This is a genomic window from Burkholderia sp. AU4i (assembly GCF_000466765.1).
In the GTDB taxonomy this organism is placed as follows: Bacteria; Pseudomonadota; Gammaproteobacteria; order Burkholderiales; family Burkholderiaceae; genus Burkholderia; species Burkholderia cepacia.
This window is the reverse complement of sequence record NZ_ASSI01000292.1, coordinates 1-16,621: the sequence shown is the minus strand read 5'-3', so window position 1 is coordinate 16,621 and position 16,621 is coordinate 1. Positions and strand designations below refer to the sequence as shown.

Below are 16,621 nucleotides of genomic sequence, written 5' to 3'. Positions count from 1 at the left end.
TTGTAATTTTCCGGACGTGCAATCGACGAATACGGATGGACGATGCGGTCAGGGAAGACAGGCGGGGCAGTGCTGCTCGTGTGCGCGATGCTGGGCGCGTGTGCGGCGGGGCTGGCGGGCGCGGCGGCAGCGTGGCCGAAGGCGGGACGGGGGCGGATGAGATCGCGGACGGGGCAGCGGACAACGATGCGGTGCCTGCGGCCGTGTGCGCCGTCGCCGCGGTCGGGATCGAGCGGGCCTTCGCGCCGGCCAGCTGGCCGCGCAGCGACGCGACTTCACGTGTCAGCGTCTCGACGGTGGCTTCGAGCCGCGCGACGCGATCGGCGAGCGGAACCGGCGGCTGGGCGGGCGGCGCCTGCACCGCGGACGTGTCGGGTGCAGCGCCTTTGCTCTTGCGCTTGCGCTGTTGCAGCGTGTGATCGAGACAGAACCCGATCGCGGCGCCGAGCACGGCGCCGTTGACGGCGGAGAAATCCCCGATCAATGCGGCAATCCCGCCCACGACGAAGCCGATTGCGGTAAAAGCCCAGTTCATCTCGCCTTGCTCCCTCTCTCGTATCGTTATCGGCCTGCGATCGGACGTATGCCGGTCGAGGCGGTGTCGGCATGGCCGGCAGGCGAACCGGCATGCACGGCTGAAGGCGGCCGCTGCATGGCGGCCTGCGGTGCAATCAGCCTGTTGGCGGGGAATGTATCACAGCGGCTGTCGGGGATTTTCCGGGTTGGCGCGGTATCGCGGCGTGCACCTGCCGGTGTCGTCGTGCGGCTTTTTGCACGGTCATGCTTTTTATCGGTGAATGCCGCGTGCGCATTTGTCAGGCCATATGGCCGCGGGATCGGACGTGGAATTGTCGTAAAGCGACGCGCGCCCGATGCGAATTCGCGTAAAAAACGACGCGATATGCGCGACGCTGCTGCGCACAAGTCCGGCGCGCGATGCCCGTCGTTGCTGGCTGTGCGCGTATTGCGCCGCCGCAATCGCGTGCCGCCGCGCGCCGCGGCCCGCCCGGCGGGGCTGGAGGCCGTGTCGTATTTGCGCAAGCGTTTGTCGTAATTCGTCGGCAGGTCGGGGTTTTTTCTGGCAACTATGTAGGCACGCTATGACATACGTGAGTCCCCGCTACACGAGGAGAAGGTTTCGATGGATGCCCCCAAGGTCGTGGTCGAAGGTCTGTGCAAGGTGTTTGGAAGTAACCCGCAGCAGGCGCTCGACATGCTTGCCGCCGGCGCGACGAAGGACGACGTGCTCAAGCGCACCGGCCAGGTCGTCGGCGTGCACAACGTCTCCTTCGATGTGCAGGAAGGCGAAATTTTCGTGCTGATGGGCCTGTCCGGCTCCGGCAAGTCCACGCTGATCCGCCTCGTGAACCGGCTGGTCGATCCGAGCGCCGGCAAGGTGATGATCGACGGGCTCGACGTCGCGTCGGCGCGCCGCTCGGCGCTGACCGCGCTGCGCCGCAAGGACATGAGCATGGTGTTCCAGTCGTTCGCGCTGATGCCGCATCGCTCCGTGGTGTCGAACGCCGCGTTCGGCCTGGAAGTCGCGGGCGTCGGCAAGAAGGAACGCGAGCGCCGCGCGATGGAAGTGCTCGAGCAGGTCGGCCTTGCGCCGTTCTCGCACAAGCTACCGTCCGAGCTGTCGGGCGGCATGCAGCAGCGCGTGGGCCTCGCCCGTGCGCTGGCCGTGAACCCGTCGCTGATGATCATGGACGAGGCGTTCTCCGCCCTCGATCCGCTCAAGCGCCGCGAAATGCAGGATGTGCTGCTGCAACTGCAGAAGGAGCAGCGCCGCACGATCATGTTCGTGTCGCACGACCTGGAAGAAGCGCTGCGCATCGGCAACCGCATCGCGATCATGGAAGGGGGCCGGCTCGTGCAGGTCGGCACGCCGCAGGACATCATCGCGAACCCGGCCGACGATTACGTGCGCGCGTTCTTCGACGGCATCGACACCAGCCGCTACCTCACGGCCGGCGACCTGATGCAGACGGGCGCCGTGCCGATCGTGTCGAAGTGCGATGCCGCGAACGTCGCGGCCACGCTGAACGGCAGTGCCGACTATGCGTTCGTGCTCGACGCGCAACGCAAGATCCGCGGCTTCGTCACGCGCGATGCGATCGGTCAGGACACGCCGTCCGTGAGCCCGATAGAAAGCATCCGGCGCGATGCATCGCTCGAACATGTCGTCGCGCGCGTGGTCGCGAGCCCGAATGCACTGCCTGTCGTCGACGACGACGGCTGCTACTGCGGCTCGGTCGATCGTGCGCTCATCCTGAAGGCCATCACGCGTTCGCGAGGCTCCCATGTCTGAAATGATTCCGCTCGGTACCTGGGTCGACCAGTCCGTTCACTACCTGCTCGACCATGACGCGAAGACGTTCGACGCGATCGGTCAAGCGATCGAGGGGCTCGCGGCCTTCGTCGAGCATGGCCTGCAGGCGATCCCGATGTGGCTGATGATGGCGATCTTCATCGGCGTCGGGCTGTGGCGGGTGGGCTGGCGCTTCGCGCTGTTCACCACCGCGTCGCTGCTGCTGATCTTCGCGACCGGCTTCTGGGACCAGACCGTCATCACGCTCGGCCTCACGCTGTCGTCGACGATCATCAGCCTCGTGCTCGGCATCCCGCTCGGCATCTGGGCCGCGAAGAGCAAGTGGGTCGCCGCGATCGTGCGCCCGATCCTCGACCTGATGCAGACGATGCCCGCGTTCGTCTACCTGATTCCGGCCGCGATGCTGTTCGGTCTCGGCCGCGTGCCGGGGATCCTGTCGACGGTGATCTTCGCGATGCCGCCGGCGGTGCGCCTGACGAGCCTCGGCATCCGCCACGTGAACCGCGAGATCGTCGAAGCCGGCCAGGCCTTCGGCTGCACGCCGTGGCAGCTGCTGTACAAGGTGCAGTTCCCGAATGCGCTGCCGTCGATCATGCAGGGCGTGAACCAGACGATCATGATGGCGCTGTCGATGGTGATCATCGCGTCGATGGTCGGCGCGGGCGGCCTCGGCAACGACGTGCTCGCCAGTATCCAGCGCCTCGACATCGGCCTCGGTTTCGAAAGCGGCCTGTCGGTCGTGCTGCTCGCGATCATTCTCGACCGCATCACCGAAAGCTTCGGCCGCGCGCCGGGCACCGTGAAGGCGCCGCTGTTCTCGGGCCTCAAGCAGCTGTTTCGCGTGAAGGCTTCACCCGCACAGGCCTGACCTCCGGCGGCCGGAAGCCCCGGCCGCTTACCTTGACGATAGAAAACGACTTCCGCGGCTTCGGCCGCGGGGGTGGCCCCTTGCAACCTTGTCGCCAGGAGACCGATGTGACGTCCGCCGTCGCTGTCGCGCCCGCCGCCTGCGTTTCACCGGTTTCGTCCCTCGCCCATTTCGGCTTCCTGACGCTGCCGAACTTCTCGATGATCGCGTTCTCGAGCGCTGTCGAAGTGCTTCGGATGGCGAACTACGTCGGGCGGGCCGATCACTACCAGTGGTCGATCTACTCGCTCGACGGCAGCCCGGTGCATGCCAGCAACGGCATCGCGGTGCGGCCGACGCAGGCGCTCGACTACACGAAGCTGCCCGACGTGATGATCGTGTGCGGCGGCATCCGCATCCGCGACGTGGTCGACGAAGGAGCGCGCGATACGCTCGCGGCGCTTGCCGAACGCGGGCTGCCGCTCGGCGGCATCTGTACGGGCGCGTATGCGCTGATGTCGAGCGGTCTGCTCGACGGCTATCGCTGCACCGTGCACTGGGAGAACCTGTCGTCGCTGCATGCCGAGTTTCCGCAGGTCGGATTCGCCGACGAACTGTTCGTCGTCGACCGCGACCGGCTGACCTGCACCGGCGGCACCGCGCCGCTCGACCTGATGCTGAACCTCGTCGGCATGCGGTTCGGCCAGCAGCTGGCCGCGCAGGTATCCGAGCAGTTCATCCTGGAGCGCATCCGCAGCTCGACCGACACGCAGCCGATTCCGGTCGATGCGCGCGTCGGCTTCTCGCGCGCGGAGCTGATCGAGGTCGTGCGGCTGATGGAGGCGAACATCGAGGAGCCGCTGTCGCTCGAGGAACTCGCGCGGCTCGTGCGGCTGTCGCAGCGGCACCTGCAGCGGATGTTCAAGGTGTACCTGAACGTATCGCCGACCCACTATTACCTGACGCTGCGCCTGAAACGCGCGCGCGACCTGCTGCGCACGACCGATGCGTCGATCGCGCGCGTGACGACGGTCTGCGGGTTTCATTCGCCATGCCATTTCAGCAAGGCCTACCGCGCGCAGTTCGGCCACGCTCCAAGTTACGAGCGCAGGCTGCCGGGGCGCTGACTGTCGAGAATCATCCAGTCCGCGACGTCGCCGGGATCGCGGCGCGCGGCTTCAATAAACGATCCCGCATTCAAGCAAACGACATCACTTTGAGGAGAAGCAAGATGAAGCGCCTATTGATCGCAGCGGTGTGCGGGATCGGGATAACCGCGCCGATGTCGGCTGTTTATGCGGCCGATCCGCCCGTGTGCAAGAACGTGCGCTTCGCGGATGTCGGCTGGTCCGACATCGCGGCAACCACGGGCCTCGCCACGACGATGCTGCAGGGGCTCGGCTACAACCCGACGAAGACGATCGCGTCGGTGCCGATCACGTTCGCGGGGATCAAGAGCAAGCAGATCGACGTGTTCCTCGGCTACTGGTCGCCGACGATGGACCCGATCATCCAGCCGTTCACGAAGGCCGGCACGATCAAGGTGCTCTCCACGCCCAACCTGACCGGCGCGAAATACACGCTCGCGGTGCCCGACTACGTTTATCAGGGCGGCCTGAAGTCGTTCGCGGACATCCAGAAATACGCGGACAAGCTGAACGGCAAGATCTACGGGATCGAGCCGGGCAACGACGGCAACCTGCTGATCAAGAAGATGATCGACGGCAACCAGTTCGGCCTCGGCAAGTTCAAGATGGTCGAGTCGAGCGAGGCCGGGATGCTGGTCGAGGTGAATCGCGCGATCCGCGACAAGCAGTGGATCGTGTTCCTCGGGTGGGAGCCGCATCCGATGAACGTGCAGATGAAGATCGACTACCTGAGCGGCGGCGACGACGTGTTCGGCCCGAACTACGGCGAAGCGAAGGTGCTGACGGCCACGCCGCCCGACTACGCGCAGCGCTGCCCGAACGTCGCGAAGTTCGTGTCGAACCTGCAGTTCACGACGACGATCGAGAACCACGTGATGGTGCCGATCATGAACAAGGTAGAGCCGAACAAGGCGGCGGCCGAGTGGCTGAAGGCGAACCCGCAGGCGCTCGACAAGTGGCTCGCGGGCGTGACGACGCTCGACGGCAAGCCGGGCCTGCCGGCGGTGAAGGCGTATCTCGGCGTGCATTGAGCGACGCGGCCGGGCGTTCGCCCGGCCCGCAAGCGGCTTGACGGATCGGCGCCCCCCGTCCCGGAAAGATTCCGGGAGCCGGGGGGCGCCGGCATGCCTGTCCGGCGTGAGCAGGCATCAGGCCACGACATGCATGAGCCACGCGTTGATCCGTCGAATCACGTCGCTCCAGTCGCCTTCGCGGGTTTGCCGCACGGCGGTCGCCTGCGCGATCCAGGGGCTCGCGGTACCCTCGACGCCCCAGCGCCAGTCGCCACAGACGTGGGTCGGTACGCAAGTCCGCATACCCATCATGGCCGACAGGTTGGCGACACCCGAATCGACCGCGACCACGGCGTCCAGTTGGGCCATGCATGCGGCCGTGTCGCCGAAATCCCGAATCCCGGGCCGGTAGTGACCAACATTGCCGGCCGGCGTGCCCGCCAGCGCCGCGGCAGCGGGGTGATGCAGATTCACGAAATGCATGCTTTCCGCAATGGCCGGGTGTGCCACGATCGCGTCGATCGCATCGAGCGGCAGGCTGCGGCGGCCGGCCCAGCACCTGACGATGGCGCCTTTTTCTGGCCAATGTCGTTGGACGCAATCCCAGAACAGTCCGATCAGCTTCCTGCCCGGATGTTGCTCGCGCACTTGCGCGGCCCATTCGGCAGCGAGCCGCTGCTTGTGCGGCGGCGTCTTGATGTACGGCGCGAACCATCGTTCCGGCCGGCGTGTCCGCCGGGCTTTCAGCATCGGCAAATGAAGCAGCGTGGCATGCAGGTCCGGCGCGAACCTGTCGACGCGTGCTTGCAGTTCATCGGGCAACGGCGCATGAAACTGCCCGGGATTGGGGGCGGCGACGACCTCGCAACGCGGCAGCGACGCCTGCATGAGCGCGTGGCTCTGCGGATGGCAGGTGAGCATGACGTGCGCGCCTTCGTCCAGCCAGTCGGCCACGCAGGCCGAGAGGAGAAAGTTGTCGCCGAAGCCGTGTTCATGCGTGATCAGGACACGCTTGCCGTGCACATCCGATTCGCCGTCCCATGTCGGGAGGTCGACCGGGCGGTAATTGGCGGACAGGCGCGGAACGTCGTCACGCATTCGCCAATAGGCGAAGCCGCGCGGATCGCCCGCCTTGAGCATCGCTTCTCCCATCGCGAATCCGATCGATGCGCTCATCTCGGCAGGACCGGATGCCGCCATCCGGAAGGCTTCGTCGAGCAACGCGATGGCCTGCGCGAGATCGCCGGCCATCATCAGGCTCATGCCCAGTCGCAAACGGTGGAGTTCTGGCCGGCTGTGCCGTGACGGATCGCGTTTCCAGGCTTCGGCGGCTTCGACGTAGCGGCCCAGCAGGTAGAGCGCATCGGCACGCCGTGTCATGGAGACGGCGTCGTGCGGGTCGAGCGCCAGCGCCAGGTCGGCCCAGGGGAGCATTTCCTCCTCTCGCCGGAGGGCAGTCAGCAGTTCGCAGATCCGGTGCAGGATCGCGAGATCACGTGAATCGCCTGCGTATTGCGTCTGCGCGGCACGCAGTTGCTGTTCGAGGTCGACCATGAATGCAGTTCCGGCGGGCGCGCTCACCGTGCGGGGCGGGCGCAACGGGATCCGGCGCTAGCAGGGTCCCGGCGGTGGGCGTCACGATGCCGGCACCTCGCCGGGGCGTCGATGCCGGCCGTGTCGTCGCAGGGGCTACACACGGAATGAGCCGTCGAAGATGACGGTGTCGTCGAACAGGATCGTTCCGGACGAAAACACCAGATCCAGGTGATGGCTGCCGCGTTCACCGCCGCCGAGGCCAAGGTGCAACCCGGGATGGCGTTCTTCGAAACTTGCATTGCGTCCATGCAGCCTGACGTTCAGGTTCGTCCCGATCCCGAACTCCTCGACGATCCTGTTTCCCGCGCATTTGTCGAGATACAACCTGAAATCGTCCTCGAGCTGTCGATTGGCCGATTCGACGCTGACCACCTGGCTCCGCTCGATCCCGATCTTCAATATCGGGTCGATGACACCGTACTTGATGGCAAAGGGCACCGTGCTCAGGAAGGTGCCGCCGAACAACACGCTTCCGCTCAGGTCGAGTACGCGGGTCGCCACTTCGCCGGGCATCAGGTCGTAGTGGTTGCGGCCATCGAGGCTTTTCCATGTCTGATCCAGCGTTCCGTGCAGCGAACCGCCGAAGCCGTCGTGAAACTGCACGCGTCGAGCGCGTTGTGCTGCCGCAATGATGCGTTCGTTGCGGGCGGCAATGTCGTCGATGCTCTCGGAAAAGGCCTCCTTGAAGAATTCGCCGTATTCCCGCAGCAATACCGACTTCTTCCAGTGCTCGGCCATTTTCGGCTTGAGGGGCGGGATGAATGACGGCCCATGCGGGTTGATGTCGGAACGGATGGACGAGTCGTACATGAAGATGAACATGTCACACCGGTCGATTTCCGTTATGACCCGTTCGTGATTTTCCGTGTCAAGCTCGACGTAGGTGAACGAATATTCGAGTTTTTTCGGGCAGTGCCGGATAATCGATTGCGCGGTATTTCTCTGGCTTTGATCCGAGCCGACCAGGATGTTGGCGCCGGCTGAATGTTTCTGCACCATGGCTGGATGTCCGCGGACACACGAAAAGAAATTTTCGACACTTTTTTCCATGATTATCTCCGGGGGTATCCAGTTTCTGGATAAAAAAATGGCGGGTCGTTGCGATCCGCCATCATTCGGGCTGCCTGCTTATGCCCACAGAGCAGTTGCGAATGGAATGACTGCGCTGTCCTTCATCATCTCGACCCAGTCTTCATGCTGATCTTCCTGCATCCATTCGATCAGCGGGAGATCCTGCTTTTCCTGATTTTCGTTCATGATGATTTCCTTGTTTAGGAATTGAACTGCGAACATCGCAAATCGCCCCCGAAAATTCGAGGGCGGATTTAGCGATTGAGTGAGCGCATGGAATTGCGCCTATTATATGGGGTGGGTATGAATGATCGATTTCTGTTAATGGTCAGACAACATTAGCATTCGAATTTGCGGAGGGACAATGTAACGTAAACCCTAGGGTTGTTTTGATTTTGTGAATGCTGGTCGTGGTATTGTTTGAATGTCGAAAAAATGAAACAGGGTGCGTTTTTAAATGGGAATAAACGCACCGATTGATGCCGATTTCGACTGCTTGATTGCCGGGCGCTCGTTTCATTCCCCCTTCGTCGCCGCGGGCACGTCGAACACGCGATCGAACGCCCACTGGAAGACGAACGCGTAACAGAAGAAGAACGCAAACAGCCCGATGTCGACGACGAACGCGTCGAACCACGAGATGTCGAGCCACCACGACACGACGGGCACCAGGATGAAGATGAGCCCGCCTTCGAATCCGGTGGCGTGCAGGATCCGCCGCCCGAGCGTGCGTGCCGGCTGCCGGCGCGACGCTTCCCAGCGCTCGAACAGCGCGTTGAAGATCATGTTCCACAGCATCGCGATCGCCGACATCGTCGCCGACAGTGCGCCCGAATAGACGAGGCCCTGCTTGAAGAGCGCCGCGATCACGGGCGAGATGCAGGAAATCGCGATTGCTTCGTAGAGCACCGCCTGCGTGATCCTGCGCGATAAGCCTTGCACGTTGTTTCTCCGGTTCGACGCCATTCGCCACGGCACCCTGCCGTGACGTCCCGCAAGGCTATTCGCGTTGCACGCGTGCTTCAATTCACCTAGTCTCACCCCGATTCAATCGAATTCAACCCGGCCCGATCCGGCCCGCGAGGCCCCGTGTTCTCGAAACTTCCCCTGACCGCATTGCGTGTATTCGAAGCGTCGGCGCGGCTCGGCGCGTTCAAGGCTGCCGCGGACGAACTGTCCGTGACGCCCGCCGCCGTGTCGCACCAGATCAAGTCGCTCGAAAGCCGGCTCGGCGTGCTGCTGTTCGAGCGCGGCGCGAGCGGCGTGCGGCTCACGGAGGAGGGCGAGCAACTGTTTCGCGCGAGTCACGATGCGTTGCTCGCGCTCAGTCGCGGGCTGGATGCGGTGCGGCCGGAAGTGACCGGCGAGCGTACGCTCGTGCTGACCACCACGCCTGCATTCGCCGCGATGTGGCTGATTCCGCGTCTCGGGCGGTTTCGTCGCATCGATCCGCAACTGCACATCAAGGTCGAAACCGGCAACACGCTCGCCGATCTCGAACGCGATGCGCGGATCGATCTTGCGATTCGCGCAACGTCGCGCACGTTTCCGGCGCTGCACGAGATTGCGCTGATCGACGAGTATTTCGGCGCCTATGCGGCCGCCGGGTTCGACGCGCACCGAACGGGCGAGCCGCTCGACCTGATCGAGACCGTGTGGGATACGCCGTTGCCGGTGTCGGTCGACTGGGCGTCGTGGTGTCGTGCGGCCGGCCGCGAAGCGTGGCTCGAACGCGCGGTGTTTCGCCATTACGACGACGAGCATTACGCGTTGCAGGCCGTGCTGCACGGGCAGGGCATCGCGCTGCTCAGCTCGGTGCTGGCTGCCGAGCATGTCGCGCACGGGGCACTGACACCGGTCGAGCCGTCGGTGCGGCTCGACGGCGCGCGTTTTGTCGCGCTGTGCCGGCCCGGGCGGGAGCGCGAGCCGCAGGTCAGGTCGTTTCTCGACTGGCTCGAAGCGGAGATTGCGCAGACGCGGGAGGCGGTGGCGGGGATGGCTGGACTGTGAAAGCTGGGCTCAATGCGTGGGTGGAACGAAGCGCAGCATTACATCCTGCGTGTTGATTTTTGGGACCGGCATGTTATGAGCGAACGTCTGCTTGTCTATGGGCAACTCTAGGCGCTCCCATGTGCCGGGCCACAAGTAGGGTTCGCCGGAACGATCTTTCTAGCCGGGCTCGTCCAGCCTGGACTGGAGATCGGTTTTGGATTGCAACGGCTGGAACCGACGTTCTTCCTCATCTTCGGGGATATGGCTGCTGCGTGAGCGGGAAGTGCGAAGGATTTCACCTGTCGCTCCGTTACGATGAATAAAGACGTAGAAGCGCTTTCCTTCCAGCAGGGTGTAGAACGTGTAGTAGTCGACGGGTACCTTGGGCTTGTCGTCCCCAAAGTCCATGAATCCACTGGTGAGATAGACGATCTGTGGTCTGGGATCGAAACCGGAATCCAAGCCGAGTTCGTCGACCGAGGACGGAACCTTAGGAGGAAAGTCTGCCGGAAATATTTTACCTTTGAGGGCGCGGACTATCCTCATTTGCAGGATTTCAACTTGCTCGTCGGAAAATGGGGGTGGAGATATCCGTCGCATCAAGGTGTCGTTATTTTTCGTCCCCACCGGATAGTAGACCTTGTCTTCATCTCTCAGAGGAATTTGCTGATACATTCCATTAGAGAACCACTGCGTGGCGTCAAACGGTGGATCATCCTCTAATATGCGCATCATGATTTTGTCATTCATGAAATTCCCTCTGTCCGCCGCCCAGCTCATAACAACGGTAGCCAGTACGATCGCCGCAATTAACACTGAGGTTCTTTTGTTCATGAACGTACTTTTGGCCTGAAAGTAAGAAGTCCCATGGGCAGTCCATCCGACGTGCTACCCGACCTGACTGGATTTGCTGCACTCAACGGGTCCAAGGGAGAAACTAATGTCTGCGTCACTTTCATATTGACGTCGCACAAGCATATGCATTGTCGAGTCGAGTTCCCGGGCGGCGTCAGGGCCGACGTGCTGGTGGAACAAAGCGCCACGTTACATCCTGCGCGTTGATCTTTGGGAACGGCATGTTATGAGCAAACGTCTGCTTGCCTACCGGCAACTCCAGGCATTCCCATGTGCCGGGCCATGGGCAGAGCTCGCCGGAACGCTGTTTCCAGCCGGGCTCGTCCAGCCTGGACTGGAGATCGGCTTTGGATTGCAACAACTGGAACCGACGCTCTTCGTCATCGTTGGGGATATGGCTGCTGCGTACGCGAGATGTACGAAAAATCTCTCCCGTCTCACCATTTCGCTGGATGTAAACGAAAAAGCGCTTACCCTCTAGCAAGGTGTAGAAGATGTAGTTATCGATCGGAACTTTAGACTCGTCGCCCATATAGTCGTTGAATCTACTGCTGATATATACGATTTGTGGTCTGGGATCGAAGCCGGAACCCAAACCGATGTCCTCGACCGATTGAGGGACTTTCGGAGGAAAGTCAGCGGGGAAAATTTCTCCTTTTAGGGCCATGACGATATTGATTTGGAGGCTCTCCACTTGCTCATCGGTGAATGGAGGTGGGGATATCCGTCGCATTAAGATGTCGTTATAATGTGCCCCCGCCGGATAGTAGGCCTTGTCTTCTTCCTTGAGAGGGATGCGTTGATACATTCCATTGGAAAACCACTGGGTGGCGTCAAATAGCGGATCATCCTCGGATACTCGCATCATGATATTTTCGTTCATTGCACTTCCTGTGCTTGCAGTCCAGTTTAAGGAAAAAGCAGCCAGCAATACCGCAGAAATCAACACTGCCGTTCTTTTGTTCATGTACGGGATTTTGGTCTGAAAGTACGAAGTCCCATGGGTAACCCTTCTGGCGTGCTACCCGACCTGACCGGATTTACGGCACCCAACGGGTCTAGGGGCAAGTCAATGTCCGAATCTTCTTCATATATTCGGCGCGCCCCCATATGCTTTGCCAACTGGAATTCACGATCGGTGTAAGGTCTAACAGGTGCCTTGGGTGGCGGCTCCCCCGGAATTTCATTCATCGGTCCCTTTCCCAGTGCCAATGTCCGTTTCCGGTAGGCGGCCATCTGATGGTGGTAGGCCTCGACCTCGCGCCTATATTCGTCAATCTTCGGCTGCGTCTTCTTTGCCGCGATGAGTTCCTCCCGGGTCCCATAAGTTTCGTCATAGTTGGACCTTCGAGGGAAAGCCTGTACTTCGACATCACCCGCATCAGCCATGACCTGTGCGAGGCTCTCTTCATACCTAGGGTCCTCCCCGGGATCGAGTTTTGAACCGATGTCGTGTCCAAGCCCCGTACGGCACGCGTACGAGAATATGGTTGCATCATCATCGAACGCCAACGGCGCCAGCATGCGCGCCTGATTCAGCCCATAGCGGATTTGCCATGACTCACCGACGTCATATCCGAATTCGATGCTGTGCACGAGGCCGTGCGAGAAGATATCCAGTTGCTTGATCAGCCGTTTCTTACTGCGACGCGCCGCAATAAATGAAACAAGATCGGCGATATCGGTCATCTCACGATAGCTGGCACCGTAGTCAACCTCGACGATCTTCTTAAGCTCGTCCAGAAGCTTGCGCGGATAATCCTTCGCGAAAATCAGAAAAACACGCTGAATCGCATAGTCCGGCGTCCCCTCCGGGTATTGGCGCAACTGCCGTATCCCTTGATTGATGAACATCATCCTGTTGCCCTTCCTGGCGCGCACATAGAAAGCCGGGTTAGAACAACCAACCACCGTTACATAATCAAGATCGGCAATCGCCTCCACTTCGGTCGTCGGGTTATTCGGGCCGGTCCGACTTTGTTTTTGTTGTTCCATGACGGACCTCAGTAGCTGATGTTCAGTTTGCGCAAGTGCATCGCCGCCTCTCTTCCCCATCGCAACGCCGCGGCGTCAGGCCGGCCGGTATAGATGCGCGCCGTAAGCCCTTGCGAATCGGTACGCCCGACGAAGCGCTGACCTTCTGCCGTTTCCACGCAATACAGGACATTGGCCAACACCTCTCCGGTACGCGTGTGCTTGACGAGAAACTGCTCGCTGAACTTGGTTTCGGGGTTGTTGACAGTCCGTGACAACAGGTCGAGCAGGTTGCCTTTGCCGCCGGTCTGCTGCTGTATCGGCCCCTTGAAGCGAATGGCAACGGCGTCGAGCGTGATACCCGAACTGTCGATGACGATGCTGCCTCCCGGGCCTTGCAGAACCACACGCTCTGCCGCCTGCAACTGGTAGTGAAGGGTTCTCCGTTCGATGCGCTGCCCGGCTTCCAGGCGGTGGCTGCCGTGAACGAGGTGCTCCGCATGGCCACCGACATCGACGCGGTGGTTGACCACAATGGAGTCGTGGCGATTGTTGCCTACGGTCTCCGTGTGATTCATGCCGGTGTGAATCACACGATGCCGTTCGATGGTGAGTTCTTCGTCCTGTCCCACTCGTTTACGGCGGTCCCGACCTATCGCAAGTCGCTGGTCGTTCCCGATAGCTACGGTTTCGTCGTGTTCGACCTGCTCGCTGCGGTCATGCCCGACGAACGTGGTTTCGTCATGGTTGACGTGAATGTTTTGATCGCGCTGAGCGTGGACGTAGATTTCCTCCTGACCGGCTTCATCCTCGAAGCGCAGTTCGTTGAAGCCATCGCCCTTGTGCGTCTGACTTTTGATCGTCATCCGAGTCTTGTGCCTGGGTAACTCGTACGGCGGCAGTTGCAGGCGGTTGTAGGCCCGTGACAGGACGAGCGGCTGGTCAGCATCCCCGTCGAGGTAGCCGACGATCACCTCCTGCCCGATGCGCGGGATCGCCATATGCCCCCACAGCGCGCCTGCCCAATTCTGCGCAACCTGAATCCAGCAGGAGCTGTGCTCGTTGTTTTTGCCCTCGCGATCCCACGGAAACTGCACTTTCACCCGGCCGTACTCGTCGGTATAGATCTCTTCCCCTTCCGGGCCCACTACTGTCGCGGGCTGCAGGCCGTCGATGCGCGGGCGCGGCAGCGGCTCGGCACGCCATTCCGCGTCGTCGGGCACCAGCATGGCTTCATAACGGTAATGCGTGCCCTGTTGCGCATCGGCACTCTCTTCCGCCTGACTGGTGGTCTGCTTACCGTGATGCACGATGCTCACCGGACGCCAGCCGCGGTTCATGTCTTCGCGTGGGTGGCCGGCCAGGTCGAAGGCGATACCCGGCAGCAGGCGCGCATCGTCGCCGCTAACCCGCGCGATACGCGCATCGCGACGGTGGCCACGCAGGCGGTCCTGCGTGAAGGCCTTGCCGCTGGCTTCGTGCTTGTAGCGGCCCGGGTAGTCGTAGCGCGCGTAGCCGCGGCCCTGGTGATCGAGGTCGGTGCCCTCGCGCGGATACTCGTGCGGGTAGCGTGGACTCTTGAACGTGTAGTCACGCTGCACCTGGCGCGCAGTGCGCACGTTCTCGGTATAGGCGAACGTGCGCAGGCACGGCTGCGGCTGGTCGCCGCCGGGCGTCGGGTTGTACAGCACCGGCTCGCCCTGCTGGCGGCCCAAGATAAACAGGCGATCACAGTGGATCAGCCGGTGGCCGTCGACGCGGTGCTGGAAGGCGTAGAAGAAGCCTTCCTCGCGCAGGATGCGCTCGATGAAGTCGTAGTCGGTGTCGCCAGCCTGCACGCAGTACTCGCGCGACAGATGCTCGTTGGTGACACGCTGCTCGTAGTCCAGCGTCTGGCGGTGCGCCTTGAGCACGGCCTGCGCAATCTCCGGCACGTTGAGCATCTGGAAGATGCGCCAGTCGGAAGACAGCTTCAGGCGCGCAATACGCGGCTCGACCACCGCTGAATAGCGGGTGCGGCGAAATCCCGTCTCTCCCTGAACGAACGACGAAACGGCGCCGTGAACGTAGCGCACCGGTTGATCACCTTGCCAGATGGTAAGCAAGCCGCTGTGATCGAGGACCTTGCCGAAGTCCACCGACGGATTGGCGCTCGCCAGATCCAGCTCCAGCCGGAAAGTTTCGGATAACTGCTCTTCCAGTCGGAACGCGACGACTTCGAAATCCATTGTGTCTGGAATCGAGAAGGTAAAGCTCAATTGGCATGCTTGTGACATCGTGACGATTCTCCGGGCGACAAACATGCTCCGAGGCGTGTCCTGTTACGCCCCGTGCCATGAACTACGACATATGAGGTGGCGCCGTACTTTGAATGCCGATAGCGTGCCGTTGGCACGCCGAGGATTTTTCAGATCGGTAGAATCGCTAGTGCGGTGCCTCGTGTCTATGAGACAAATTCGAAATCTTTCGCAAAATTTTCCGAGGCACGGTCCCGCAACACATGCGCTAGTAGCCGCGCATTTTCATCAGGCGATGCGCTAGACGGAGAAGGGAGCATGACCGCCATCGCGTGCTTGCGGGGCGGATTGATCATCCGTCGATGGGCGTTGACTTGTCCGCTTCTGTACGGATTGACTGGCATGTCGAGCGCGATGCACGCTGTGCCGGCCGACGCGGGAACGCGAGCCGCAAGTCAGGCGGTTTCTCGACTGGCTCGAAGCGGAAATCGCGCAGACGCGTGCGTCGGTGGCGCGGATGACGCCGGGCGACCGACGAGCGGACGAGCACATCGAGGTGAGAAGCGCCGAGTGAGCGGGAACCCGAACGTATCGAGTTCCGGTTGTCCACCGCCGCGCCGTCACCCGAAACTGACGCAATAGACCGGTGGCAAATGCGCCGACACCATCTGCCAGTTGTCACCGCCGTCGCCGGACGTCCACAACCCGCCGGTCGTCGATGCCATCGCGAGGCGCGTGCCGGAATCGTCCACCGCGAGCCCGTGCCGATACACGAGGTCGTACGCGGGCGCGGACGGCAACCCGTTCGACAAACTCTCGAAACTGCGCCCGCCGTCGCGCGTGCGCGTGACGACGAACCGGCCGTCCACCGGAATCCGGCACGCGTCCTTCACCGCCGGTACGAACCACGCGGTGTCCGGTTCGTGCGGATGCACGGCCACCGCGAAACCGAAGCTCGACGGCTGTGCCTCGATCCTCCGCCAGTGTTCGGCGCCGTCGGTCGAGCGGAAGATCGCGCAGTGATGCTGCGTCCACAGCACGTCCGGGTTGGCGGCGCACTGCACGACGCGGTGCGGGTCCTGCGCGTTGGGTTCGCCGCGTCGCTCGGGCGGCATGTAGTCGGCTTCCATGCCGTCGGCCGTCACACGCCACGTCGCGCCGCCGTCGGCGGTCTGCCAGACGCCGCCGCACGAGATGCCGACCGTCACGTGCCGGCTGTCGCGCGGATCGACCATCACCGAATGGATGCCCGGCGCGTCGTACCCGCCGCCGCCCCATTCGGCGCGTTCGGGGCGATCCCACAGCGCGCGGTTGAGCACCCACGAATCGCCGTGGTCGTCGGAGCGAAACAGCCCGCCGGGGATCGTGCCGGCCCACAGCACGCCCGGCTCGTCGGCGCCGCCGGCTTCGAGCGACCAGATTTGCTGAAGCGTCCACGGCGGCTGCGGCGTGCCGGGCGGCTCGTCGTCCGCATCGCCGGTGCCGGCATGCGCACGGGCGCCGGCAGGCGCCGCGTCGGCCGGTTGCGGCGGGGAGACGGGGACCGCGCATTCTTC

The 16,621-nt window shown here is 62.3% G+C and carries 13 protein-coding genes and 2 pseudogenes; 5 read left to right on the top strand and 10 right to left on the bottom strand.

All coding sequences use genetic code 11. The features are described 5' to 3' along the window. A pseudogene (locus tag L810_RS40955) lies at window positions 1-502 on the bottom strand (hypothetical protein); the annotation flags it as partial. 324 nt (window positions 503-826) lie between these two features. Between L810_RS40955 and L810_RS40950 the strand changes: the two are divergent. The 4 genes and pseudogenes from L810_RS40950 to L810_RS40935 all read left to right on the top strand — a co-directional run. Then, a pseudogene (locus L810_RS40950) lies at window positions 827-2,311 on the top strand (quaternary amine ABC transporter ATP-binding protein); the annotation flags it as partial. Beyond that, window positions 2,304-3,200 (top strand): choline ABC transporter permease subunit, encoded by an 897-nt coding sequence (choW, locus tag L810_RS40945; RefSeq protein ID WP_021163994.1) that lies wholly within the window; start codon window positions 2,304-2,306, stop codon window positions 3,198-3,200. The pseudogene L810_RS40950 and the gene choW, both read left to right, overlap by 8 nt. 107 nt (window positions 3,201-3,307) lie before the next feature. Continuing rightward, a complete protein-coding gene (locus tag L810_RS40940) occupies window positions 3,308-4,306 on the top strand; it encodes a GlxA family transcriptional regulator (RefSeq protein WP_042978246.1) in 999 nt (332 codons plus the stop codon). Window positions 4,307-4,410: 104 nt separating this feature from the next. After that, window positions 4,411-5,358 (top strand): choline ABC transporter substrate-binding protein, encoded by a 948-nt coding sequence (locus L810_RS40935; protein WP_021163993.1) that lies wholly within the window; start codon window positions 4,411-4,413, stop codon window positions 5,356-5,358. Between the two features lie 117 nt (window positions 5,359-5,475). Here the strand turns inward: L810_RS40935 and L810_RS40930 are convergent, their stop codons facing one another. From L810_RS40930 to L810_RS40915, 4 genes are all read right to left on the bottom strand, one after another. Then, entirely contained in the window at window positions 5,476-6,894 is a 1,419-nt protein-coding gene (locus tag L810_RS40930) for a tetratricopeptide repeat protein (RefSeq protein WP_021163992.1), read from the bottom strand. 135 nt (window positions 6,895-7,029) lie between these two features. Further along, window positions 7,030-7,986: a hypothetical protein gene (locus L810_RS40925; RefSeq protein WP_021163991.1), complete on the bottom strand. Its 957-nt coding sequence runs from the start codon at window positions 7,984-7,986 to the stop codon at window positions 7,030-7,032. Window positions 7,987-8,064: 78 nt separating this feature from the next. Continuing rightward, the gene (locus L810_RS49490; RefSeq protein ID WP_021163990.1) at window positions 8,065-8,193 is read right to left on the bottom strand and encodes a hypothetical protein; all 129 of its coding nucleotides are present in this window, start codon (window positions 8,191-8,193) and stop codon (window positions 8,065-8,067) included. A gap of 330 nt (window positions 8,194-8,523) precedes the next feature. Next, the gene (locus tag L810_RS40915) at window positions 8,524-8,949 is read right to left on the bottom strand and encodes a PACE efflux transporter (protein ID WP_042978249.1); all 426 of its coding nucleotides are present in this window, start codon (window positions 8,947-8,949) and stop codon (window positions 8,524-8,526) included. 147 nt (window positions 8,950-9,096) lie between these two features. Here L810_RS40915 and L810_RS40910 point away from each other — a divergent pair, with 147 nt between their 5' ends. Continuing rightward, window positions 9,097-10,017 (top strand): LysR substrate-binding domain-containing protein, encoded by a 921-nt coding sequence (locus L810_RS40910; protein WP_021163988.1) that lies wholly within the window; start codon window positions 9,097-9,099, stop codon window positions 10,015-10,017. A gap of 159 nt (window positions 10,018-10,176) precedes the next feature. On the opposite strand, the gene L810_RS40905 is transcribed toward L810_RS40910, so the two are convergent. The 5 genes from L810_RS40905 to L810_RS40885 all read right to left on the bottom strand — a co-directional run. After that, the gene (locus tag L810_RS40905) at window positions 10,177-10,833 is read right to left on the bottom strand and encodes a hypothetical protein (RefSeq protein WP_060163548.1); all 657 of its coding nucleotides are present in this window, start codon (window positions 10,831-10,833) and stop codon (window positions 10,177-10,179) included. 175 nt (window positions 10,834-11,008) lie between these two features. Next, window positions 11,009-11,821, bottom strand: a complete 813-nt coding sequence (locus L810_RS40900; RefSeq protein ID WP_155627506.1) for a hypothetical protein — start codon at window positions 11,819-11,821, stop codon at window positions 11,009-11,011. After that, entirely contained in the window at window positions 11,818-12,849 is a 1,032-nt protein-coding gene (locus tag L810_RS40895; protein WP_124469820.1) for a hypothetical protein, read from the bottom strand. Before L810_RS40895 ends, L810_RS40900 begins: the two co-directional genes overlap by 4 nt. A gap of 8 nt (window positions 12,850-12,857) precedes the next feature. Continuing rightward, a complete protein-coding gene (locus tag L810_RS40890) occupies window positions 12,858-15,104 on the bottom strand; it encodes a type VI secretion system Vgr family protein (protein ID WP_081712970.1) in 2,247 nt (748 codons plus the stop codon). Between the two features lie 581 nt (window positions 15,105-15,685). Then, on the bottom strand, window positions 15,686-16,621 hold a 936-nt coding region (locus L810_RS40885), incomplete at its 5' end, for a WD40/YVTN/BNR-like repeat-containing protein (protein ID WP_042978242.1).